The sequence below is a fragment of the Haladaptatus sp. QDMS2 genome, from assembly GCF_029338295.1.
In the GTDB taxonomy this organism is placed as follows: Archaea; Halobacteriota; Halobacteria; order Halobacteriales; family Halococcaceae; genus QDMS2.
This window is the reverse complement of sequence record NZ_CP119791.1, coordinates 1,351,861-1,373,611: the sequence shown is the minus strand read 5'-3', so window position 1 is coordinate 1,373,611 and position 21,751 is coordinate 1,351,861. Positions and strand designations below refer to the sequence as shown.

Below are 21,751 nucleotides of genomic sequence, written 5' to 3'. Positions count from 1 at the left end.
CCACCCGACTCACTGTTTTTTGGCGAAGAGGTCACCCTGCAGGTATTTCAGTCCGGTATCACAGGCGACGGTGACGACGGCGTCGTCTGGATCGCGCTCGTTCGCGATTTCCACCGCCGCGGTCAAGTTCAATCCCGTCGATAATCCGCCGAACAGTCCGTCCGTTTTGGCGACTCGCTGAATCATCTCTCTGGCCGTCGATTCGGACGGCGCGCGAACGTCGTCGTACGGTTCCCGCTCGAAGATGGGCGGGTTCACGCCCACGGCGATGCCCTCGATGTGGTGGTTCCCGGAACGACCTTCGCTCAGAAGCGGGGACTCGGCGGGTTCGACGGCTGTGATTCGCGCACCTGCCGGCTTGAGCACCTCCGCGTTTCCGGTCAGACAGCCACCGGTCCCGTAGGACATCACGAAGTCGGTCACGTCGGGGCAGTCGTCGAGAATCTCTTCGCCCATCTTGGTGTAGCCGTCGAGCAGGTACGGGTTCTCGAACTGATGGGTGTGATACGCCTCAGTCTCGGCTTTCACCTCCTCGACGTACGCCATCATGTCGTCGATGATACCCGGGTACACACTCCCGTCAGGTGTTTCGTGGACGATGACCTCCGCGCCGAACGCTCGCATCGTCCGAATCTTCTCCTGGGCGAAGCAATCTGCGGTCACCATCGTCGTCGGATGGTCCATCACCGCACAGACGAACGCGAGACTAGAGCCGGTAGAGCCGCCGGTGTACTCGACGACGCGCTGACCGGGGTCGAGCAAGCCGTCGCGGCGCGCTCCCCGAATCATCGAGAGGGCGAATCGGTCCTTCATGCTCCCCGTCGGATTCCCGCCCTCCCACTTTACGAAGATGCGTGCGCCACCTTCGGGACGGATGCCGGGAAGTTCGATGAGCGGCGTGTTTCCAACGGCTTCGATGACAGAGTGGGCGTGCATGCTAGCTACTCGATGTGGCGTTTGAAAAAGAGTGGCGCAGGGCTAATGATGTAGAGAAGCCTGAACGGTTCAACGTCATCCCTGGACCCTATATTCAAAGAATCAATCACCACCCTCGATTTTCATAATCGGTTCTAGTCTTGCGATTTCATTACCGTTCAAGGTCTAATCGATGGTTGAAATGCTTCTCGAAGTGGCGTTGTCAGTCTGTTATAGAGAAATTCCATCCGTGATTGATGCAGGAGTTGACCGCTCATTGTCGGAATAACGGGCGGAGAGCCCATGTTAGCAGATTATGAGGAATCTGAACCACCCAATTCCGAATCCTAACCGGTTGGAAATCCCGGAAGAGGATTGTTGTGAGGTATTGAGTTCCAGACTAGTGTGGGATTTTCGCGGGGATGATTTTGGGGTTTGAGCGCTTGTGGGGTTTGAATTCGCTAGATAGGGGGAATTGCGGGCGTTCGCGAATGCCTCCAAATCCGTCTCTCTGCGCTTCATAATCGGATTCCCTCTTGTGGTTTTGGGATGTTGCTTTTGGTGCGTCGCGCTCAGAGAAATCGGAATATAATCGCCTCACGCATCCGGGTTTCGTATCGTTCTCCCATTTACGACCATTTTGGCCTGTGCTCTCTCGCGCTCGAATCGACCTCGTGCTCGTTTTTTGTGCTGTTTCGCTCTCTTCCGGACTCAGACCCCGACTAGGAAAGATAAATCAGCCCCCTAGAATTGCCTAGATGCCCGTTCAGGCGCGTGGAAACCACGATTCCGAGTATGAACAGGCAATCACCATCACAACGAACGGTGTGTCAACGAACGACCCCACTGTCTCGCGAGTTACGGATTGTACGGTTCGACGATTTTGAGAATCGTGGGCGCTTCATACCGTCGGTTGCGTTGCTGGCCGGTCGTCTCACGCAGGACCCCATCATCCCATACGCGCCGAATCGCCTGGTTCACGGCAGGTTGAGACCGCCCGAGAGCGTCGACCGCCTGTGGCTCTGTGAGATACGGGTGTTCGATGATAAAATCGATGAGTTCGCGAATCACGGCACCCTGGCCCTGATACTGGGCTCGATACCGATCGCGCAACGCGAGCAGTTCTCGGGCGACAGTATATCCCTCACGACCCTGTTCGGCGATTGCCTGAACGAAAAATGACACCCATTCTATCCACGCCCCGTCACGACTTACGGCCAGCAGCCTGTCGAGATAGGTATCACGGTTCGCGTTGAAATACGACGACGGATATAGATACGGACCGGGTAACAGCTCCCACTTGTAGAGGGCGAGCATCACGAGGAGGCGACCGAGTCTCCCATTGCCGTCCTGAAACGGATGGATTGTCTCGAATTGGTAGTGGATTAGCGCCAGGTCAACCAGTGGAGCGTACCGTGGGCCTGTGCGGATGTACTGGAGCAGGCTCCGAAGTGCATAGGGGATACTCGCTGGGGGAGCCGGAACGAATCGTGCCTCACTGAGTGGCGTTCCCGGCTTGTCGATTCCCACGAGGTCTTCGCGAAATTCTCCGGGGTTCTTTTGCTCGCCACGTGCACCCTGCAGCAATATTTCGTGGAGGCGACACAGCAAGTCCCGGTCTAACTCGGCGCCTTCTCTGAGCGCCTGAATGCCGGTGGTGATTGCTTCGACGTAGTTCTGTGCTTCCGTGATGTCGGCTCGCTCGGTCGCGGTTCGTCCGGGCTCTTCACCGGCTTCGCGTCGATAGATGTCCGAGAGCGTGAGTCGGGTCGTCGTCTCGATGTTCGAGGAATCGACGGCCTCACGGTGGATGAGGGGACTGAGGATAACCTCCGGCGAATCCAGCCAGGTATCCAGGTCTGAGAGTTGACCCACGGCATACATTGCCTCCCCGTTGTCGCTGACTAGGTCGTGTGTGGCGTCGAGGTCTGGTGGGAGCGGGTCTGGGCTGAACGTGAAGATACCGTCGACCATCTCAACCTCTCCCGGAGCGTCGTCAACAAAGTCTTCAGGCCTCATTGGTATCCAACACACGTTCGGAGCGGCTTATAGATAACGAATAACCAATATTACTATCCAAAATAGCTGTTAGAGCACTCTAAGATAGCCAATTCATACTTTCACTATCCAAATCGCGCTCGACACCACCAGTAGATAACGGTCAGACGACTATCCTTCGCCGGAGCGCCTCGTCAGAAATGAACCATCAAGCCACGGATGCCGGGCCCAGCAGTCCGAAGACGGTCTTGGCGAATCTGCCCACGAATCACAATCCAGTGTCGACTGCTACCGGAATCACAACTACCTAGACACGGCTAGTTCACCAACCGTGAGCCGAGCACGCTTACGCGTCTTCCTGCATGCGGTCACGCAACCACGGTGCTGGATACACCGCCGTCAGTCCGGGCGAATCGATGTTGAAATGCTGTGGTGGCGTGGTCTTCGCGTAGGTCTTCTCGACGCGTGGCGTTCCCTCTGGTGGGTCGTTCAACACCCCCAATACTTTGTGCCCAGCTGATTGGGTCATCACCACCCAGATCGCCTCGTCTGGCTCACAGGCGGCCATCTTGTCGTAATCTTCTGGGATAGCGCGTCGATAGTCGTTGTTGATACGCTCGACTTCACCCGTCACGACGACGTTCTCGTTCGCGTCGAGGCCAACGCAGTCGAGGCGATGCAGTTGGAACTCCTCGGTGGGAGCACTCACGGAACTGCCCATGAACTCGGCGGCAGAAACGCTGCCTTCGCGAATCTCGTAATAGGGCACGACGTCGACGACTGCAGATTCCGGATTCTCGACATACGCGGACTCCAGATACTGGCGGAGGACTTCGACGCCGAAGATGTGCTGGCTGGATTCCTCTAAGTCGCCTTTCCCGTGGCCGTAATCGACGCCCTCCCGGTAACTCTCACCGATTGCCTTTCGGCCGGCAGATGTCACCGTGAACAGGCGGTGGGGGTGGTCGGTGTCGTGGCGAAGCAACTCACCCTCGACCAGTTCCTGGACTGTGTCACTGTCGATGCCGGTGTACTCCTGCAGGCGGAGCATCGAGTCGTATCTGAGGTCGTACTCGAGTGGGTCGTAGCGCAATTGCTGGGCGTTGTACACGACCTGTAAGAACAGGAGTTGTCGGTCGGTCCACTCGGAGGCTTCGCGCTCGTCGTCGGTGAGTTTGAGCCCGACCGAACAGACGGGGATGTCGTGGCGGTCGACCGCGTCGAGCGAGGAACAACACGCAATCGCACGCTGCATGCCGTCGAGCGACCGGTCGTAGCGGTTGTCACAACTCACACACCGCAGGGCGTGAATCTCCGCGTCGTACTCCACCGTCTCGGGCATGCGTTTCGTGTGGGCGAGTGCGGTATCCACCCGGACCACCGAGGGCGTGTCCTCCTCGAAATCGTCTGCCAGGCTCGGCTGATAGAGCGTCAAGCCGGCTTCGAAATAGGTGCGGTCGAGGGTCTCCTCGAACTGGTCTGAAAATCGTGTCGCATCTTTCGCCGTCAGTGGCTGTGGGCCCTCTGGGTCACCCGGCGGAAGCGGTGCCGACCGCACGAGGAACGGGCGCGGTTCGTCGGTATCGAACGCGGCAGGGAGTTTCACGAACCACTGGCCGCGACGAAGTGCTCGAAGTCGATTCCCGACTTCCGTTGTATCCATCTCGTCGGTAGCCAGCCGCGTGGCCAACCTGCGGTCGACGGGCACGTTGCCCGTCACAAAGGTAGAAACGTTGTTCAACACCTCGTTGTACGCCCGCTCGCTGGCCTCTCTAAGTTGGCCGGGGAACTGCATCGCGAGCGTGACCGAACACCCGAAACTCCGGGATTTTGCGAGGAACTCCGTAAGCAGGTCCGTCACCGCGACAGACGCAGCCTCCTCGATATACAGGTTCACGAGCGGGTGGTCCTCCTCGTCGCTCTGCTGGGTGCGTCTCCGGAGTGCCGTCCACAGATTCGAGAGAATCACGAGCGTCAACACGCGCTGGGCTTCACTCCGCAGGCCGCCGGTATCGAAGATAATCACCGCATCCTCGTCGAGCCAGTCTGCGAGGTCGAAATGCGGCGTATCGCTCGCTTCGTCCCCGTCGGCGACGTGATTGAACATCCGCGCGAGGCGCTTGTCGACGGGAATCTTCTCGATACGATTGGCCACACCCTGCATGATCTCGTCGAACGAGCGAGCGCGATTTGCGACTACGCCACCGAGCATGCGTTCGAGTTCGTCATCAGAAACGGCGGGTGCCGTCTGTCGTTCGTGCATCCGTCGGGCGGCGTCGTGGAGGTCTCGATGCGAGAAGGCGTCGTCTCCATTGACGGGGTCGAACAGCGCCTTCACGAGATAGCGGATGATGTCGGGTGAGCGAACGGCCTGTTCGAAGCGCCGCTTGCCCATGATTTGGGTGAGAATCTCGATGTAGTGGTCGACGGTATCCTCCACTGCGGTCGTTCGGGCGACGCCAACTTCCAACTCGTCGCGAATATCGAAAAACGAGAACGCGGGGAGGACCTCCGCACAGTCGAAGTAGCGCACGTTCTCCAGGTCGCCGTAGCGGGCGAAGTGGGCGCGACAGTAGTCTTCGCCCATGCCGTCGCCCTTCGGGTCGATGAGGATATTCGCCCCCTCGGTCGCTTCCTGATTTTCGAGGATGGCGTTCACGAGCGCCGTCGATTTACCCGAACCCGTCTTCCCGAACCAGGCGACGTGCAACGGTTGGAGGGCAGGCGGAAGTGAGAGGCCCTGGTCTATCGTCGCCCCATCCTGCGTGAGCGGGTGGCCGAACAGGAGACCGTCTGTGTACGCCCGCAACTGGTCTGCGGGTGGACGTGGCAGGGCGGTTCGCTCGCCTGGCGTCGGCGCGACGGCACGTTTGCCCGCACCCGTGAGCGAATCTCCAGAGAGTACGCAGAAGTTAGACGCCTCGCGGGCGTCTGCGACGATGGCCCTGCTCGTGTTCGTCGTCCACGGAATCTTGTTCCTCAGGCGGCCGTAATCGGCCGGGTAGAATCGCTGTGTCTGGATGTCTTCGTACACGCGCGTGGCGTCGCCGTCGGTGTGGACTACGCTCGTAACCTCGTAGCAGGTGTGGCTCACGTCGCCAAACGCGGTGGCGAGTTCGCGGATAGGTGCGTCTGGGGTATCCGGGTTGTCCGTGCTAATGGCGACAACGCGGGCGTTCACCTCGAACGAGCGACGTCCATCTTTTTCTGCGAGTTCCTGGATGCGGGCTTGGTCACTGGCGGTGATCGTGAGTTCGTCTTTCGGCGGTGGCCCCCAGATGGCGTTCAAGAGTTGCCCACCGTACGTGTCCAGGCCGCCCTCGATGTAGGCGCTGCGCTCTTCTGCTCTGCGTGACCAATCTGGCTTCGGCCGAAGGAGCGTCTGGTAGACGAGTGGGACGGCACTCGCAGCCATCGTCTCGACGAGGGCTCCGAGCGGCAGGCGGGAGTGGCTTTCGTGCTGGAAGTCCTCGAACGGGGTGAGTTGGGTCTGCCAGTCGTTCAGGCGCTCTGGCTGGCCGCAGAATTCGACGGCGGCGAGTGGGTGGGCCTCGGCGTCAGTGAGTGGGTCCACACAATCGACGCGCGTGAGTTCGTACGAATTCGGGAATAATCCTCTGAGAATGCGTTCGAGTGCATCCGTCACTTTTGGGTCGGTCACACCGACGTAGTAGTCGATGGTCGTGTCCTCGGTGCCATCGGCGACGAGCCGGAATTCGATGGTCGGTGGCTCGGGCGTTCGTCTGGTGAGTCGTGAGACGAGGCTCGTGTTCGGGTCCGGGCCAAGCCCGTGGAGTCGCCTGAGATGGGTCGTGACGGTTTTCGGGTGCAGCGAATCGTCCGTCGGGCGAATGCGAATGTAGGTGGTTTCAGGAGCGATCGACCGGTCGTCGGTGGAAGCGTCGGCGGCGGGCATCGAAATCTGCAGTATTCTTCCTGGGGATGGCTTGTGCTATAATAGCTCGGATAGTGATAGCAAGCGACATGATTGTGCGGTAAGGGGTTCTGGGTGTCGTGTCGAGTGTTTCTACCTGGTCGTCGAGATTTCGTGAGTGTGGAGGCAGGCGACGGTACCACGTCGAGCGCCCCCGGCCGCTCGCGGTCGCTCAGGCGACATATCGGCACGGCCGATAGGGGTCGCTGAGGCGACCAGACACGCGCGAGCGCCCGGCCCCGTCCTCCCACCCTGTGGTCTGTGTAGTCTCACCGCATACCCACCGACAAGGACGTACTGATGGCCCTCCTCGGTGAGTTCTGCAAGGAGTTGGAATCACTTCTCGCCGCTGAACCGACGGACAAACACTCGGCAGTCGAACAATCGCGCCGAGTGCCCGCTCACGCTGGTCATTCATCCGATTCAGACGACATCTAACAGTGGTCGTCGATCCACTCACAAAATGAGTGGAAATCCTCTGCACCACATTGCTCTGCGATACTTCCAAGTGTTCCACGAGGAATCTCTCCATGGAGTGGAACAGTTGGGCGTCGGACCTCGCCAGTGTCTGGATTGACGTACTCTAGTGTGAGGTGACTCCCAGTCCGTGACTTCGGCTCGTAATCGAATTTCATCAGCACCTTCGCAACTTCTCGACCTGTGAAGGTCGTTCGGCCCACGCTACTTGTCCCACGGCGGACGGCCTTCGCTCCCAGCTTCGTTCTCATCGAGACCAAGTTCTTCGGCCAGTTCGCTCTCGTCTACGGGCTCGCCCTTTCCATGGTACGCATCGAGTGCGTCAGCAAGCATCCGCAATGCTTCCGCACGATCGTCGCCGAAGGAAGCCACACCCGTCTCGATGTCCTTCGCGGTGACTCGACCATCATCCTCGCGAATGAACTCAACGCCACCGTTACGGTTGTCACGAGTCGTGCTGGCCATCTCTACTAGAATTGAGTCGACGTCTACAGATAAGCGTTCGGACGGCTTGCATTGTACTATGACCGGGCGACACAACCAATCGGAGAAATAATGCTAAACCCACCCTCTAAGTCTTGCACGCCTCTTCTGACAGGGGCTGGTGAGGTTTCTACGACCGTGTTGAACTCACAGCGCGAGTCGGTCACGGGACAGTGGCTACCAATGAGTCGATTGGAACGTTCGATGCAGAGTTGCCGTTGACCGATGTACGGTTGTCTGATTAGCGTACGTTCAGTAACATGTCTGTGATTGCCATCTTTTCTTTAATCCGATTTTGGAAATCAATGGAAGGCTCTTTCTCATACGGGTCTTTGGTCAGCTCGTAGCCCCGTGCCTCGATGTAATCTTGAAACGCCCACAGCGCATAATCAAATTCCTACTCACCTCCCCATCCGTGACCGGGAGGCACGTCAGCGAGTTTTTCGGCAGCCACCTCGTAACACTCAATCGCACGCTGGTCACCCAGCATGAGATAGCCGTCGCCGACCCATTCGTACGATAGCCCCTCTAGTATCTCGTCGTCAGTGTCTGCCCGCACCCGCTCGCAGAGTACCTTCGCAAAGTCAAACAGGTGGGTTGCCCGACCGGTATTGTTCACTCTCACATCACAGCTTATCGCTCGCAAGAGTTCTGCTGCGCCGAGTGACAACGTCTTCGTGTCTTCAAACTTCTTCGTGACCATCAACTCGAATGCAGCGAGTGCGAAATGCGTCGCTGCTTGGTCGAGATTACTTGCATTGTTGAATTTCCGTGCCAACTCATCGTGATCAGTCATACAGTCTGTTGTTTCAGGAGCAGAATAAACATTCCAGCGCGGAAAATGAACATTCGATACGCTACACAACTCACCGGCTGAATCAGCCCTGATAACGTGAAACCAACCGGCAATCGGTGCTGAACTCACCCTCTGAGTGTTGCACACCACTTCTGACAGCATTCGGTGAGGTCTCTGTAAGCTCGCTGATTTGAGCGCTCAGTTTCGGTTGGAAAACCCACGACGGAACCATTTTCCCACTCGGTTGAGGCTCTCTAGTATGGAGCACCGAGTTGTCCACTATCACTATCCGCTTGATAAGCGATACTCGTTAGAGTACGTTGACGACGATGCGACACAGTTCGCTGAGCGATACGGTGGATACGACTCAGGGACGGTGAAGGCACTCGGGTATCTGATTGGAGAGGCCGAAATCTACTGTCTGTACACGCAGACTGGCGAGTCTGGGACAGCTGACGACCTCGAAACCAGCGAGACCGAGATTGTTGCTGCATTGGACGATATGCATCCAGATCGGGAGCGTCCGATTGCAATCGGTCTATTCGAGGCATGGGAAGGCGTCCGTGAGGAAGCCGAAGAAACCGGTGATGGACTAGAGATCTACAAAGAGTTGGAACTCAGTCGTGTCCCGGAAGCGATCGATGAAGTGAACTGGAACGGGACAGCAACCAACGTGGCCGGGGAACTGATGTCGAACCTCATCCTGAGACATGTCCTTCCGAACGCAAACCATCGGTCCAGCATCTCGATGCTCCAGATTTATCTCGACTTCTGCACGTTCGGCCGTGAAGTCGAGTACAACGGACTTCGACTCCACACTGCTGACAACGAGTGGCGAGCGTGGGTCGATCCGTACATCACACAGTCGAAGCGGATTCTGACAGTCCGACGGAACAACGTTCGGTTCCAGAAGCTCAGTGAGTACGGTGTTGAAACTGTAATCCGGAAAGGCGGTATCGAGATCGCGTTGGGTGAATGGGACCTCGGCATGCACTATCGAGACGCGTGGACCCACTACGCCCGAAAGCACGAACAACTCTGTGTTCTATTTGCCGAGGAAATCGCTGAGCGAGCGGGCGTTCCTGAATTGAGCGAGCGGGTTGGACTCTCTCAGGCAGACTTTGCGTCGTTACTTGCCGGACACGAACCGTAGCTCTTGACGTGGTGTTGAAGCTGAAAATGGACGACGAGTCAGTCCTGGAGGTGAGCGTTCGACCGACCAACCGCTCGGCAGTACTCTCCGTTCTCGAAGTTGTACCGACGTTCGAGGTTTCGAACGGTCTTCTTGAAGTCCATGGTGCTTAGGTGAACGAATGGTTCTGTGACGTATAAATATATTGTAGCCACTGTGGTCATAATCAGCCGGTTGACACACCCTCTGTGTGGTGTACGCCGCTACTGACAGTGCCTGGAGAGGTCTCTGTAGACGTGCTGAACTCAGGGCGCAAGTCGGTCATTGGGTTTCCCTTATCCTCCGTGTCACATACAACGGAACGATTGTACATCTATAGCTGGTGGAGGAAGAAGGTCTATTGGTACAGGGTTCCAAGTACTACCGATTGAATATGGACAACGGAGTACGACTCCGTATTGCCGGTCCCGACCCAAGAGACGCATCATTGGGACAATGTCGGCTCCACCCCGACACGATGCGAGAGATGGAGCTGTCGTCGGGCGATGTCGTTGCAATCTCTACGGACGAATGGACGGTCGGAGCATATGTGGCTCCGGCGACGACCGACGAACGGGGGTTAGAGGAGGCTGAACGTGATGTGGTCTATTTCGACGTCCATACGCTGATTGGTGAACGGAGAGAGGATGTTCTTGGACAGAGCGTCATGGTTCGGCCAACCTCTCCGTCACCTGCGCGAAGACTCGTCCATGAGTCGTTCCCGCCCGGAACCGCATCGGAGGTTCGCTCGATACTCGCCCCCGGGAATCTCGTGGGGAGACTCGTAGTGGCAGGAACCCGAATGGCCGCCTATCGAAGGAAGGGGACAGCGACACAAGGCGTCTTTCCGCGGGTTTACGAGACGGCCCCGGACGGTATCGTCGTTGTGACCGAGCGAACCATCATCGAGTCCCGCTCGGATTCTGGTACATAAGCACACCAATCTCGTGGCTGATGCATTTCTGTGGGCTGAAACGAACGATAACTGGCTGCTGAACTCACCCTCTCTATTCAACACGCGACATCTGTCAGATTATGAGGTTTTCAGCAGAGTCACAGCGTCTATGCTGACGATATCTCTCACGTCTACTCGATATCGAACGTGAGCTGAGCGGCGACTTCTTCATCCATTACGTCGAGCAGTGGTCAGGTGAGCGTATCAAGTGTCGATGGGACCGACACGAAAACCCCACACAACGCTCGCGACCACTATCACTCATTTCCCGCTGCCTCCCGTGACGACGCCATCGACCGACTCTACTGTTGCATTATCGCGGTTCCGCACTGCCAGTCGCCAAACGGGTTTTGAGGTACTCCTGCAGCTGTTCGTCGCAGCAATAGATGTAACAGCCCTTCATTCCACGACTCATCAGCGTTCGATACGTGTTCTTAATCAGTTCTTCGGCTCTTGCTGCCGCCTTCTCCGGCTCCTCACGAAACATCTTCTTGATACCGAAGAGTGAACGGTCCGTGTTCGCGCGGGCTTCGTGATCGACGACGATCTCACCTTCACGATACTTCAAATCCGCTCCGATGATTACGCCGACGTAATCGAATTCGAGGCCCTGGCAGGTGTGGATACACCCGACCTCGTCGATCGAGCCTTCTGCAATGGCCCATGGTTCACTCGTATCGAGATTCCAGCTTCGTTCGTACTCGCCAATCTTGATATCGTAGGCGTCGGGGTCAGACCGGCCCTCCTTGTCCCACTCCCAGCAATACCCAGCGACGACTCGCGATAATCGGGTGTGCTCGTTTTTGCGTGCGATTGCGTCGTGAAGCGCCTGCGGCGTATCGAACACCTGTAGGTCGTAGTCGAGATCGAACCCGTCTGCGTTCGCCGTGGCCCTGATCTCCAGAACATCATTGAGCCACGCGATGTAGCCTTCCGAGCCGTTACATCGAAACTGTGAATCCAACTCGACCTCCTCAATCTCGGCACCCAGGTCACGGGCATGCCTTCGAATCTCGGCTTTCGAGCCGATATCGTCGATATGAATGCGCTGACTTTCGTCGATGAAGAACACGCTGAACTTCGCGGCGTTGATGATCTCCATGATTTGATTCTCACCCCGACCGAAGAACGTGGACTCTGCGTTCAAGCGATGAGCTTCGTCAGCGATCAAGGCAGGAAGTGCGTTCGACGCCGTCTCCACGAAACTTCCCGCGCCCGTGAACAGATGGTCGATCTCCTTGACCAGCTTATCGCCCCGTAGCTTCTGCTTGTACACCTCTCTGGGCGCACGGTTCTTCGACACGTACTGGGCGACCAGATCCTGTTGAATCAATTCGGACAGAATGTTGATCGCGACGACTGTCTTGCCAGTTCCAGGTCCGCCATCGACGATTAACACGCGTTTTTGCCCGTCACGAGCGGAGCGTTTGGCTAACTCGACGGCCTTCTCGAAGACGACTTTCTGTGAGTCGATCAGGGTGAACTCGTCGCGGTCTTCGAGCATCGCCAGGAGCGAATCCTGCAGCGACTTTGCTGGGCGGAGCTTCCCATCGTTCAATTCGTAGAGCGTCTCCAGGTTGTCTCCAACTTCGATTTGTGACTCTAAGAACGACCGCAGTTTCTTTGCATCGCCGCGAACAAACAGTGGAGCTTCATCAGTATACCGCCGATAGACGTCGCGCTCTAGCGTTTCTCGATGGGCTGGTTCGAAATTGTGAAGATAGGCTGCAGGATAGAGGTGAATCGGCTTGTCCTGAATGCGTGTGTTGAAGTCTTTCAGGAGTTGTGCATACGACGACGCCTGGTAGCTTGGGTGCGTCGTTTCCCGAATACCACCCCCGAGCAATGTCCTGACGATTCCGTCCTTGTCCTCAACGGCCTCTGTGCTGGGTCCATCCCACTGCTTTAACTCGACGATCGCCACGTTCGCATTCTCGGCTGCATCGTACCCGGAGATCAGAAAATCGATTCGCCGAGATGTGAGCGGGATCTTGAACTCGATTGCGACGCCTGCGTCGTCGGGCAGCGAACTCCCACTCAACACCTTGTGCATGTACTGAAAGGAGTTCTCCCAGGACCGGACTTCGCTCTCACTCCCCATTCCAAGCCCCTTAGATTCGTACCCCCGTTTGATCTCCGGGACCAACTGATCCGTCAGGCTATCTTCTAAGAAGCCGGATTTGGTGTTTTCGTAGACGAGCATCCTGGCTAATTGTCCGCCTTTCGGTTGCTTCCCTTATATTCCTTCGCTGGATACCTGTCGCTGTTCTTCTCGAGTTTTCGTTCCAGGGCTGCTTCGAGGGAGATGTCATAGAGGTCTGCAAATCGAAGCAAAAAGAACAGAATGTCGGCCAGTTCATCCTCGATGTCCTCGCGGGATTCGGCGTCACCGAGGAGGTCTGATTGGTCATCAGTATCTTGGAATCGGAATAGTTCCAACAGCTCGCTTGATTCCGTTGTCAAACCGATCGCAAGGTCTTTTGGCGTATGATACTGCCCCCAATCTCGACGTTCGCAGAACTCTCGCACATCTGCATTCAACTTATCAAGCCGCATGGGATAATGTTACCCGACACACACACAAAGAAGTACAGAAGCCCCGAGACACATATAGTTAGTCAGACCGTAGCACTTGTACGCATGGTTGAGGGGAACACTGGATGAGCGGTATAATTCATTACAAATCCTGTGTGATGAAGTAAACATGGACTCGCCTTCAACAAATCCGGATTACGTGGTCTCCTTGGTTGAAAATCTGATTTCAAATTACGAAGCCAAGATTGGTCCCTTCAGCACCAACGAGATGCCGGAGAAAGAGGCGGTCAGTGGTATCGAAAATCCGGTATCACGAGCACGATTCCTCACCCTTTCAGTTGCTATTGACTTTAACCGGAACGCGCGAACCCATTGGAAGAAATGCAGAGAACTCTGGGAAACTCACCAGTGGGTGTTCAATCCTGAGGAAGTCACTGAAATGCACGAGGATATCGCCCGAATAGATGACTGTTCGCTGAAGGGCGTCAACTTGCAGACGGTGTCATGCAGCGTCACACGAAATGCCACTGGTGAAAATGCCTACCGCATCGGATTTCAATCGGTTCGGTGAGTCTGTTACTCTGGGTGCTTCGCCGCTTCGTTTTCCTCGCTCCCGGTTACCTCGCCACGGTCACCGAGTTCTTGGTCGATCATAAGGAGCCCAGGGCCGTCATCGCCGACGTGCCTGAGCTTGTCGATAATGGCCTGTGCAGTCGCCTCTTCTTCGACCTGTTCTGCGACGAACCACTGGAGCATATTCTCGGTTGCGTTGTCGTTCTCCTCACGGGCGAGCGCGACGAGGTCGTCGATCAGCCCCGTGACCATCACTTCGTGGTCGTATGCTGCCTTGAAGGCGGCCTGTGGACTCTCCCAGGACGATTGCGGGGCGTCGATGCCTTCGAGGCGAACTCGTCCATCCCGGTCGAGGACATAGTCATAGATGCGCATCGCGTGGGCATGCTCTTCCTCGGACTGGGCGCGCATCCAGCTCGCGAATCCCGGGAGCCCCTCATCCTCGAAATACGCGGCCATTGAGAGGTAGAGATACTCCGCACGTAGCTCCGCATTGATCTGCTCGTTCAACGCCGATTCGAGTGATTCTTTCAGCATCGTTCACAGAATCACCAACCAGACAAATAATCGTTGCTGGCCGAGGGCATCCGAGGCCCCACAACTAGCGGGGCGGAGAAGTTCCAGCACGTTTGGCCCGACTGAAAGAGCAGTCCACCTGATTGGCTGTTCTCAGCCTCACTTCCTCCCCTCCGTGGTCAGATCGTCGTTGAGCGACGTTTGACACGGCCAGCAATTACCGCGACGGCGTCTTTTGCTTCCAGCCGTTGCACCATCTCCTGGACGTCCGCTGCAGGCCAGTCACGTTCCTGGTGCAGGTCCAGATTTCGGGTCGTCAAGCGCGTACAGCACTTCGAGTTCCTCGTAGACGCGCCTGGTGATCTTCGCTACGGGGCCGTGCAACGGCGTCGTCACGTTGTGTTGGTCGGTAAGATCGGTCAACGCTTCGTTCACGTCCGTCACGAACAGCTCTTGGCCCAAGAGTTCGACCTACATCTCGAGTTCTGCTTCGGCGACGTCGAACTCGAGGCCGGTCTGCAGCAACGAGAACAGATCCTCGATGTCGTCCACCCGACCGGCAACCGCTTTGAACAGGAAGATATCTTCTGGACTCACGACCTCGACTACGAGATTCCCCGGGTCGAGATAGCGTTCGCGCCTGAAGACGCGCTTCGCTCGTCTTCCGTGCTCCCACTCGTTTCACTCGCGGGAACTCCGCTCACGGATGCGCTGGGCACCGAGTTCTTCGTACGCTTCGTCCGGCTCCCGAACGATATCGTATCCCAGTTGAAGAAGCACCGCTTGTAGCTGACTCAGATCAAGACTTGTTGCGAGTTCAGAGACCGTCTGCTCACCGTGGAGGGCAGTGCGGGCACGAACCTCGCCTTCTGTGAGCATACTGTTGCATACGAGCGAACCAATATATAGCCCAGTTCGGTATTTTGCAACACAGACCTGACTCTGCCTCGCGAGCTGAGAGCTGTTCTGAATCGTAATCGAGAACGAAACGCCCGTACGTCGTGTCTGCTGCGACACTCTCGGTTCCCTTCGTGTGACCAGCAGATTCGCCCTTCGAGTCCGACGGATTGGACGAGGAAGAGCGGCGAGCGTCGGAGGGTTCATTCATTGTAGGATAGTGTCTCTGAGTCCCACTGACATCCTCCCGTGCCTGTAGACGTCCCCAGAATGCAAAGTATTATGCAAAGCGTTCTGATGTGCGAACGAGATGGAGTACGTCTCGATCAGGCTAACTGACTGCGCTGAGTCAGCAACTTTGTGTCAATTTTCAGTCTTTTCGGCAAAGCGCAAGTGGCCGGCGAACAACACGACTCAAATCTCCGTTGGGTGGTCGTGTGTAGTCGCCGTATCAGTGCCGTTCATCCTGTGGTTTCGTCGCTTGGACGGTACCGTCTGGGTGGGCGGGTGGACTGTATAACGTGTACAACCGGAGCGGTTCGTTATCAGCCGTATTCGTGACGTTATGTTCAGTGCCAGCAGGGATTACAATGACGTCACCGTCACCGAGCCTCGACTCCTCGCCGTCAAGGACGGCCGTCGCCGTCCCTGACTCAACGCGGATGAACTGGTCGATGTTGGGGTGGGTTTCGAGTCCGATGTCCTCACCCGGACGGAGGGTCATGAGGACTAACTAGACGTGGTCAGCGGTGAACAGGACATGGCGAAAGTCATCGTTGTTCTGTGTCTCACGTTCGATGTTCGTAACATAGCCAGGCATGGGTGAATCCAGTTTATATAATACGGACTGAAGAGAGAAAAGTAGCCACCACTTATACAGAATCAAGGAGAATACCTGACCCTTTAGGGTCAGGATGAATCCGACAATTCCTCCACAATCCACCGTCGATGGCAGGGTCGGATATTCCATCGTTCCCAAACCGAATCGTTACAAGAGACGTGAGTATACGTGCTTATACAGGCGTTCAGAATGCTGGAAGTCCACCGAATCCACCGGGCGAAAATCGTCAACCACAGCCAAGTGGATGAGATGCTCGACCGGCACGGGTGGGCGTTCGACCGCTTCACGAAGATACTCACCTACAAGGCGAAAGTCGAGGGCATCGAAGTCGTGGAAGTGTCGGAGCGCGACACGAGCAAGACGTGTTGCGTCTGTGGTAGAGAGGACGACCGCCAGCGTGTCGAGCGTGGCCTGTACGTCTGTGAAGGGTGTGATGCAGCGTTCAACGCTGACGTGAACGGAGCGGAGAATATCCGTCTAAATATCAATCAACGTAACTCCGAGTCTCCGGCCAGTGTGGGTGGGGATAGGAGTACCGGCTGGTTGGCACAGCCCGGAGTCTACCTTCATGACTTGTCCCACGGATTCTCACCGAGCGAACAAGTGGTAGACTGCAAACCCTAATATCCCAACCCAGCGGTGCGGTCACTCAGACGAGTACTCCCCACAGCACGAGACCCCACACCGGTGATGAGAAAGAACACCCCGAGAACTCGGTAGGAGTACTCACCTTCTTCAGTCAGTCCATTGCCTTCTGGATGGAATGGCCAGTGGCGTCTCCGAAAGGCAGTTTGGGGGGTTGCATAGAATGTCCAGCCAACCCACAGCGCAAATATCCCCACCGCAAGTGACAGATAAGAAACCATACACTGTGTTTCATCTACAGCGAGAAATACGTTCCTCTGAAAACAGGGAGTGTTCGAAGTGGTCAATCCACACTCATTCTCGAACGATCCGATTGGGTCAAGAGTGCTGGCTCGCCCCTGACCCGCTTGTATCCATTATGTAGCACGACCGCTGTTGCCTCCCTGACTGCTGTCAGACCGCACGCACGGAACCACAGGGTGTCGTGGCAAGCAATCGTTGTTTGTTCTAGGTGTCGGATGCGAACTGCGTGGTACCTGGATGAGTGTCCCCGTTATTTTACTCTTCGGTCGAGGATTCTTTCCGTGGAAGGTACCGGTGAGCTAAGGCCAGCACAGCGAGTCCCCCGGTTGCGGCGCCAGCTGCCAACGATTTCCGTGACTTAATTGGGCCATCTAGCAGGTCGCGAAGCCGTGAGAGTGCATCCTCATTGTCTAACTCCAGCAAGTCCTCGAAGGCTTCTCGGCTGATCGACCCGAACGAAACGTCGGCAGGAATTTCGTCCATCCAGCGGGTTTCCGCTATCTCGTCCACGGTTTCTCCTTCTTGAGGCCCACACGTGATGTGGTAGATGACTTGCGTGAGGAGACTGTCGGGGAACGCCCACACCAACACCATTACCGGTTCTGACTCTTCGACTGGACAGCCGGTCTCTTCGAGGAACTCTCGATGCATCGCTTCTTCCAGAGATTCCCCGTCTTCGACAGTGCCACTCGGAAGTTCCCATTCTCGGTCGGGTTTCGTGTTCTTCACGAACAGGGTTTCCCCGTCGCGTTTCGCGATGCCTGTCACGATGAGTTCGTTCTCCGGGAAGGCATGCGGTTCACTCAGCGTCACGATCTCCAGCGGAACGTCGTGACTCGAGAGTAGCTCGTGTGCGCGTTCAGGGAGACTCAACCGCATTCCTTTGACACAACGTGACACCCAAGTAAATGCATTGTGACTATCCTTCTTCCGTGACATCCTCCCCGTCGTAAACGACGGGGCTTCCCACACGGTGGGAATGCCAGTTAGTCGTCGCTGGCAGTGGGTTTCGACTCTTGAAACGTTGTGAGTGTCATCTGCGAGGGTGTCTCGCTCTGCTCACACTGAGTCGTGGCGGTGTCACAACCGCTCCCGTCCTGTGGCGAGTCATCGTCTACCTGTTTCACTGGTAGACTCTCTCCCCACGGGTCTACGCGACGTGCGATGTTCGCACTCGCGTTAATATCCGCTTGAAACGTCGATACGTGACACTCTGAGTTCTTGCACTTGAACTCGGCTTGTCGAGGCCGATACCCGATGTGTTTGCACGAGTGACACGTCTTTGAGGTGTACTGCGGGTGAATGTACCGAACCGGAATCCCGGCGTCCTTCGCCTTGTCCTCGATGCGTCCCTGCAAGCGAGCGAAGGCCCACGAGTGTAGGCGTCGATTCATGTACTTCCCGTAGTCCAGCGACTCACGGATGTACGCTAAATCCTCCATCACGATGATAGGGTTCTCGAACTGCCGAGCGTACTCCACAGACTCACGAGACGCTTTCTCGATAATGTCCGTGAGTCGGTTTTGGTAGTACGAGAAACGTTCCCCGATACGCCACTCAGAGGCGTCTCGCTCTTGGAGTCGCTTGAGCGTCGTGAACATCTCCTTACGAATTCGCTTGGCTTCTTTCCCGTTGAGTAACAGTGGTTTCGTGGGAGTGTCGTGTTGGAGGGCACAGCCCGCGACCAACATCGACTCACCAATATCGAATCCAACCCGAGTTGGATTAGTGGGTAGTTCAGAGGTGTCCTTGATTTCGTATTCGACGGTAACGTGGAGGCTCCACGTCTTGCGGTGCTTCTGCAAGCGAAGTTCGCCCACTTTGGTACTCGACTCGTCATCGAGCATGTCGTCCCACAATTCTTGCTGGTCTGGGTTCAGTCGGAGTGGTATCCAGAAGTTGGTTCCGCGACCGGGTTGCGGAACGTTCCAGCAGAGTTCGTATTCACGCGAGGAGTCGCGGTCGAACTTCCCGGCTCGATTGACGAAGCGGAGCGGGTGTTCGTCGTCTAACTCCTTGGCGTTGTACGTCTTGTGGAGTTTCGGAACGTAGGATTTGAGGGCGTCTTTTGCTTGGTACGGCAGGTTGTACGGCGTCACCACGTCGTTTGTGGCGCTCATCGTCGTACAGTGTTGCTCGAAGGCGTCGTTGAGTGCGTCTCGGTATTCAGACAGCGTTTGCTGGAGGCGTTGCTCTTTACACCGCGTGGGCGGTGCGAGCGTGGCTTCCAGCATCTTATTCGCTGTCTGAGTCGTTGACATCGTAGCCTTCGGATTCGAGTGCTTTGCGGAGGAGTTCGGGGTACGCTCGTGAGTGGCGTATCCCGTGGTCGCGGGCGTACTCTTTCACGGCTTCGTGAAGTGGCCCGCCTCGCTCCATATCGAAGTCTGCTCTCATCCACTAAAACGTAAGGAGTAGCGTAAGTTAAAGATGGCGGTTGGCATTCAGTCTGAGCGTCTGAACGTAGTTAATCCATCAGTGGTCGCATTCCCTCCCGTCCTAAAGGACGGGATTCCCTGCTTGAATTAAGATGGACTTTGAATTCACAATTCAAAATCAATTACAGGTGAACTAGAAATGACAAAAATTCTCTATTTTCCCTTATTCGTCCAATTCTTCTTCATTGAATGTTGCCACTGGCGACGTCATCGCGGAGTGGACTGCGTTTCGACAGCCAACCAACCGGACCGTCTTGCAGGTGATGTCGGTCAGGACGGTCTCTCAATCATCGCTCCGTGCGGTACAAGTGGAGGGCCAGCGGCCCGAACACAGCGACGATGACGGCAGAGACGCCGAGTACCCACGCGACATCGGCGAAGACGACGGTCCCGTGCATGAGACTGCGAGCGGCGTCGACGAGGTGCGTGACGGGATTCACGCCGACCACGGTCTGGAGCCACGCTGGCATCGTCGCGGGGTCGACGAAGATGTTGCTCACGAACGTAATCGGGAACAGCAACAGGAAACTCGTCGTCATGACCGACTCCGGCGTGTCGACGAGTAACCCGACGACGATCCAGATCCACGAGAGACTGAACGCGAAGACGAGCACGAGCGCCAGCGCGAGCAACACGCCCGCGAACCCGGCTTCGGGGCGGAATCCAAGAATCACGCCGAGGCCGACGACCATGAACGCGGCAATCGAGTACCGGAGGATATCACCGAGGAGCGCCCCGACGAGCGGCGCAGGCTGCCAGATAGGGAGCGACTGGAAGCGGTCGAACAATCCCTTGTCGATGTCCGTGTTGAGGCCAACGCCCGTGTAGACGGTGACGAACACGATGGCCTGAACGAGGATGCCTGGCAGCAGGAACTGGATGTATTCCTGTGGAGACCCCGCGAGCGCACCACCGAAGAGGAACGTAAACAGGATGGTGGACATGAGCGGGAACGCCGTGACGTCGAAGAGTTGGAACGGCACGTGCTTGATCTTCAACAGTGCACGCCAGCCAAGCGTGAGCGAGGCAGAGACTGCGCCAGGTCGGCGGGGTCGCTCGATACGGGAGAAGACCCCCTCGAGTTCCTCCTCGACGATTGCGGCCGATGGCGTCGTCTCTGTGCTCATGCAAGTCCCTCCGCGGTCTCTTCAGCAGGCCGTCCCGTGAGTGCGAGGAACACCTCATCGAGGCTCGCCTGTCCGAGAGAGAATTCGGCGACCTGCACGCCCGCGTTCGAGAGCGCCTGTAGCACCGACGTCGCCTCCTCGTCGAAGGGGACGCTCGCGACGAGCGCATCGCGGTCAGCGCCGTTGTGGACGCTCACACCGGTCAGTTCGTTCAGAACGGTTTCTGCGTCCGTCCTCCGCGCTGGGTCTCGAAGGCGGATGTGGAGGGTGCTCGCACCCAGGGCTGCCTTCAACTCGCGGCTCGTCCCCTCGGCGATAACTCGGCCGTTGTCGATGACGGCAAGGCGGTCTGCGAGTCGGTCTGCCTCGTCGAGGTACTGCGTGGTGAGGAGGACCGTAGTCCCCTCGGCAGCGATGGCTCGGATGATTGCCCAGACCTGATTCCGACTGCGTGGGTCGAGCCCAGTCGTCGGTTCGTCCAGGAACAGCACATCTGGCGTGACGACGAGACTCGCTGCGATGTCGAGTCGCCGTCGCATCCCCCCCGAGTACGTTCGAACCTGCCGCGTGGCGGCGTCGCTCAGACCGAATGCAGAGAGCAGCTCGTCGGCGCGCACCTTCGCATCACGCCACGAGAAGCCGAGGAGACGGGCGACGAGGACGAGATTCTCACGGCCGGTGAGGTCTTCGTCGACCGAGGCGAACTGGCCGGTCAAGCTCACTCGCTCGCGAACGCGTGGGGCCTCACGAACCACGTCGTGGCCGAGCACGGTTGCGGTTCCGGCGTCTGGACGAAGCAACGTCGTGAGGATTCGGATGACGGTCGTCTTGCCCGCACCGTTCGGCCCCAACAGTCCGTAGACGGAGCCTCGGGGGATTCGAAGGTCGAGACTGTCTACTGCTCGCGTCTCTCCGAAGGACTTCTGTAAGCCAGTCACTTCGATGGCGAACGTCGATTCCCGGTTGGAGGTTTCGAGTTCCGAATCGCCGTAGTGAGCCGTCGATGTTGGCGGCGCGAACTCCGGTTCGGTTGCAGCTCCCTCTCTTTCTGTTGATTGGTGTTGCGTCTGGTGTTCGGTCATGCGTACCCCCTCTCGGTACCGCGTAGTCTGTCACTCACGGCGCGACGAGTCCCCGGACTGCCCGTTGGATTGCTGTTGCTTGTGCGCTTGCTGTTGGTTCTGGTCACCAACCTCTCGGCACGTAA

The 21,751-nt window shown here is 57.0% G+C and carries 21 protein-coding genes and 1 pseudogene; 4 read left to right on the top strand and 18 right to left on the bottom strand.

Annotation, left to right across the window (positions count from 1 at the left end):
- Positions 1-9 precede the first annotated feature (9 nt).
- The 6 genes from P1M51_RS07500 to P1M51_RS07475 all read right to left on the bottom strand — a co-directional run bounded on the left by P1M51_RS07500 (position 10) and on the right by P1M51_RS07475 (position 8,603).
- Positions 10-936, bottom strand: coding sequence for a PLP-dependent cysteine synthase family protein (locus P1M51_RS07500; protein WP_276247585.1), 927 nt, complete (start codon positions 934-936; stop codon positions 10-12).
- A gap of 837 nt (positions 937-1,773) precedes the next feature.
- On the bottom strand, positions 1,774-2,889 hold the full coding sequence (locus P1M51_RS07495; RefSeq protein ID WP_276274962.1) for a Fic family protein: 1,116 nt from the start codon (positions 2,887-2,889) through the stop codon (positions 1,774-1,776).
- A gap of 370 nt (positions 2,890-3,259) precedes the next feature.
- A complete protein-coding gene (locus P1M51_RS07490; RefSeq protein ID WP_276274961.1) occupies positions 3,260-6,829 on the bottom strand; it encodes an ATP-binding protein in 3,570 nt (1,189 codons plus the stop codon).
- 452 nt (positions 6,830-7,281) lie between these two features.
- A complete protein-coding gene (locus P1M51_RS07485) occupies positions 7,282-7,527 on the bottom strand; it encodes a type II toxin-antitoxin system HicA family toxin (protein WP_255195264.1) in 246 nt (81 codons plus the stop codon).
- Position 7,528: 1 nt separating this feature from the next.
- Complete coding sequence (locus P1M51_RS07480; protein WP_276274960.1) at positions 7,529-7,789, bottom strand: hypothetical protein; 261 nt, start codon at positions 7,787-7,789, stop codon at positions 7,529-7,531.
- A 415-nt stretch (positions 7,790-8,204) separates the two neighbouring features.
- Positions 8,205-8,603, bottom strand: a complete 399-nt coding sequence (locus P1M51_RS07475) for a hypothetical protein (RefSeq protein WP_276274959.1) — start codon at positions 8,601-8,603, stop codon at positions 8,205-8,207.
- A 259-nt stretch (positions 8,604-8,862) separates the two neighbouring features.
- Here P1M51_RS07475 and P1M51_RS07470 point away from each other — a divergent pair, with 259 nt between their 5' ends.
- Both P1M51_RS07470 and P1M51_RS07465 read left to right on the top strand, forming a co-directional pair.
- Positions 8,863-9,756: a hypothetical protein gene (locus P1M51_RS07470; RefSeq protein ID WP_276274958.1), complete on the top strand. Its 894-nt coding sequence runs from the start codon at positions 8,863-8,865 to the stop codon at positions 9,754-9,756.
- Positions 9,757-10,261: 505 nt separating this feature from the next.
- Positions 10,262-10,708, top strand: a complete 447-nt coding sequence (locus P1M51_RS07465; RefSeq protein ID WP_276247579.1) for a hypothetical protein — start codon at positions 10,262-10,264, stop codon at positions 10,706-10,708.
- 334 nt (positions 10,709-11,042) lie between these two features.
- Here P1M51_RS07465 and P1M51_RS07460 read toward each other — a convergent pair whose 3' ends face one another.
- Both P1M51_RS07460 and P1M51_RS07455 read right to left on the bottom strand, forming a co-directional pair.
- Complete coding sequence (locus tag P1M51_RS07460; RefSeq protein WP_276274957.1) at positions 11,043-12,932, bottom strand: DNA/RNA helicase domain-containing protein; 1,890 nt, start codon at positions 12,930-12,932, stop codon at positions 11,043-11,045.
- A gap of 5 nt (positions 12,933-12,937) precedes the next feature.
- Complete coding sequence (locus tag P1M51_RS07455; RefSeq protein ID WP_276247577.1) at positions 12,938-13,285, bottom strand: nucleotide pyrophosphohydrolase; 348 nt, start codon at positions 13,283-13,285, stop codon at positions 12,938-12,940.
- 148 nt (positions 13,286-13,433) lie between these two features.
- Between P1M51_RS07455 and P1M51_RS07450 the strand changes: the two genes are divergently transcribed.
- Positions 13,434-13,835, top strand: a complete 402-nt coding sequence (locus tag P1M51_RS07450; protein WP_276247576.1) for a hypothetical protein — start codon at positions 13,434-13,436, stop codon at positions 13,833-13,835.
- Positions 13,836-13,840: 5 nt separating this feature from the next.
- Here P1M51_RS07450 and P1M51_RS07445 read toward each other — a convergent pair whose 3' ends face one another.
- From P1M51_RS07445 to P1M51_RS07425, 5 genes are all read right to left on the bottom strand, one after another.
- Positions 13,841-14,374 (bottom strand): ferritin, encoded by a 534-nt coding sequence (locus P1M51_RS07445; protein WP_276247575.1) that lies wholly within the window; start codon positions 14,372-14,374, stop codon positions 13,841-13,843.
- Positions 14,375-14,635: 261 nt separating this feature from the next.
- Positions 14,636-14,815 carry a hypothetical protein gene (locus P1M51_RS07440; RefSeq protein WP_276247574.1) on the bottom strand — a complete coding sequence of 60 codons (180 nt, stop codon included), beginning with the start codon at positions 14,813-14,815 and terminating at the stop codon, positions 14,636-14,638.
- A gap of 9 nt (positions 14,816-14,824) precedes the next feature.
- The gene (locus tag P1M51_RS07435; RefSeq protein ID WP_276247573.1) at positions 14,825-14,950 is read right to left on the bottom strand and encodes a hypothetical protein; all 126 of its coding nucleotides are present in this window, start codon (positions 14,948-14,950) and stop codon (positions 14,825-14,827) included.
- 84 nt (positions 14,951-15,034) lie between these two features.
- Positions 15,035-15,232, bottom strand: coding sequence for a hypothetical protein (locus P1M51_RS07430; RefSeq protein WP_276247572.1), 198 nt, complete (start codon positions 15,230-15,232; stop codon positions 15,035-15,037).
- Between the two features lie 469 nt (positions 15,233-15,701).
- Positions 15,702-15,974: a cupin domain-containing protein gene (locus P1M51_RS07425; protein WP_276247571.1), complete on the bottom strand. Its 273-nt coding sequence runs from the start codon at positions 15,972-15,974 to the stop codon at positions 15,702-15,704.
- Positions 15,975-16,343: 369 nt separating this feature from the next.
- On the opposite strand from P1M51_RS07425, the pseudogene P1M51_RS07420 reads away from it, so the two are divergent.
- Positions 16,344-16,715 (top strand): annotated as a pseudogene (locus P1M51_RS07420) (zinc ribbon domain-containing protein); the annotation flags it as partial.
- Positions 16,716-17,234: 519 nt separating this feature from the next.
- On the opposite strand, the gene P1M51_RS07415 reads toward P1M51_RS07420, so the two are convergent.
- From P1M51_RS07415 to P1M51_RS07395, 5 genes are all read right to left on the bottom strand, one after another.
- Positions 17,235-17,858, bottom strand: coding sequence for an NUDIX hydrolase (locus P1M51_RS07415; RefSeq protein WP_276274956.1), 624 nt, complete (start codon positions 17,856-17,858; stop codon positions 17,235-17,237).
- Positions 17,859-17,965: 107 nt separating this feature from the next.
- Positions 17,966-19,240 (bottom strand): transposase, encoded by a 1,275-nt coding sequence (locus P1M51_RS07410; RefSeq protein ID WP_276247569.1) that lies wholly within the window; start codon positions 19,238-19,240, stop codon positions 17,966-17,968.
- The gene (locus P1M51_RS07405; protein ID WP_201741133.1) at positions 19,215-19,376 is read right to left on the bottom strand and encodes a hypothetical protein; all 162 of its coding nucleotides are present in this window, start codon (positions 19,374-19,376) and stop codon (positions 19,215-19,217) included. The genes P1M51_RS07410 and P1M51_RS07405 overlap by 26 nt, the downstream gene beginning before the upstream one ends.
- A 328-nt stretch (positions 19,377-19,704) precedes the next feature.
- Entirely contained in the window at positions 19,705-20,544 is an 840-nt protein-coding gene (locus P1M51_RS07400) for an ABC transporter permease (protein ID WP_276274955.1), read from the bottom strand.
- Positions 20,541-21,626 (bottom strand): ATP-binding cassette domain-containing protein, encoded by a 1,086-nt coding sequence (locus tag P1M51_RS07395; RefSeq protein WP_276274954.1) that lies wholly within the window; start codon positions 21,624-21,626, stop codon positions 20,541-20,543. The genes P1M51_RS07400 and P1M51_RS07395 overlap by 4 nt, the downstream gene beginning before the upstream one ends.
- Positions 21,627-21,751: the final 125 nt, after the last annotated feature.

Bases quoted from the DNA above. Each gene is read 5' to 3' on its own strand.
- P1M51_RS07500 (WP_276247585.1), bottom strand. From the start codon at position 936: ATGCACGCCCACTCTGTCATCGAAGCCGTTGGAAACACGCCGCTCATC.
- P1M51_RS07495 (WP_276274962.1), bottom strand. From the start codon at position 2,889: ATGGTCGACGGTATCTTCACGTTCAGCCCAGACCCGCTCCCACCAGAC.
- P1M51_RS07490 (WP_276274961.1), bottom strand. From the start codon at position 6,829: ATGCCCGCCGCCGACGCTTCCACCGACGACCGGTCGATCGCTCCTGAA.
- P1M51_RS07480 (WP_276274960.1), bottom strand. From the start codon at position 7,789: ATGGCCAGCACGACTCGTGACAACCGTAACGGTGGCGTTGAGTTCATT.
- P1M51_RS07475 (WP_276274959.1), bottom strand. From the start codon at position 8,603: ATGACTGATCACGATGAGTTGGCACGGAAATTCAACAATGCAAGTAAT.
- P1M51_RS07470 (WP_276274958.1), top strand. From the start codon at position 8,863: ATGGAGCACCGAGTTGTCCACTATCACTATCCGCTTGATAAGCGATAC.
- P1M51_RS07465 (WP_276247579.1), top strand. From the start codon at position 10,262: ATGGAGCTGTCGTCGGGCGATGTCGTTGCAATCTCTACGGACGAATGG.
- P1M51_RS07460 (WP_276274957.1), bottom strand. From the start codon at position 12,932: ATGCTCGTCTACGAAAACACCAAATCCGGCTTCTTAGAAGATAGCCTG.
- P1M51_RS07455 (WP_276247577.1), bottom strand. From the start codon at position 13,285: ATGCGGCTTGATAAGTTGAATGCAGATGTGCGAGAGTTCTGCGAACGT.
- P1M51_RS07450 (WP_276247576.1), top strand. From the start codon at position 13,434: ATGGACTCGCCTTCAACAAATCCGGATTACGTGGTCTCCTTGGTTGAA.
- P1M51_RS07445 (WP_276247575.1), bottom strand. From the start codon at position 14,374: ATGCTGAAAGAATCACTCGAATCGGCGTTGAACGAGCAGATCAATGCG.
- P1M51_RS07430 (WP_276247572.1), bottom strand. From the start codon at position 15,232: ATGCTCACAGAAGGCGAGGTTCGTGCCCGCACTGCCCTCCACGGTGAG.
- P1M51_RS07425 (WP_276247571.1), bottom strand. From the start codon at position 15,974: ATGACCCTCCGTCCGGGTGAGGACATCGGACTCGAAACCCACCCCAAC.
- P1M51_RS07415 (WP_276274956.1), bottom strand. From the start codon at position 17,858: ATGCGGTTGAGTCTCCCTGAACGCGCACACGAGCTACTCTCGAGTCAC.
- P1M51_RS07410 (WP_276247569.1), bottom strand. From the start codon at position 19,240: ATGTCAACGACTCAGACAGCGAATAAGATGCTGGAAGCCACGCTCGCA.
- P1M51_RS07405 (WP_201741133.1), bottom strand. From the start codon at position 19,376: ATGAGAGCAGACTTCGATATGGAGCGAGGCGGGCCACTTCACGAAGCC.
- P1M51_RS07400 (WP_276274955.1), bottom strand. From the start codon at position 20,544: ATGAGCACAGAGACGACGCCATCGGCCGCAATCGTCGAGGAGGAACTC.
- P1M51_RS07395 (WP_276274954.1), bottom strand. From the start codon at position 21,626: ATGACCGAACACCAGACGCAACACCAATCAACAGAAAGAGAGGGAGCT.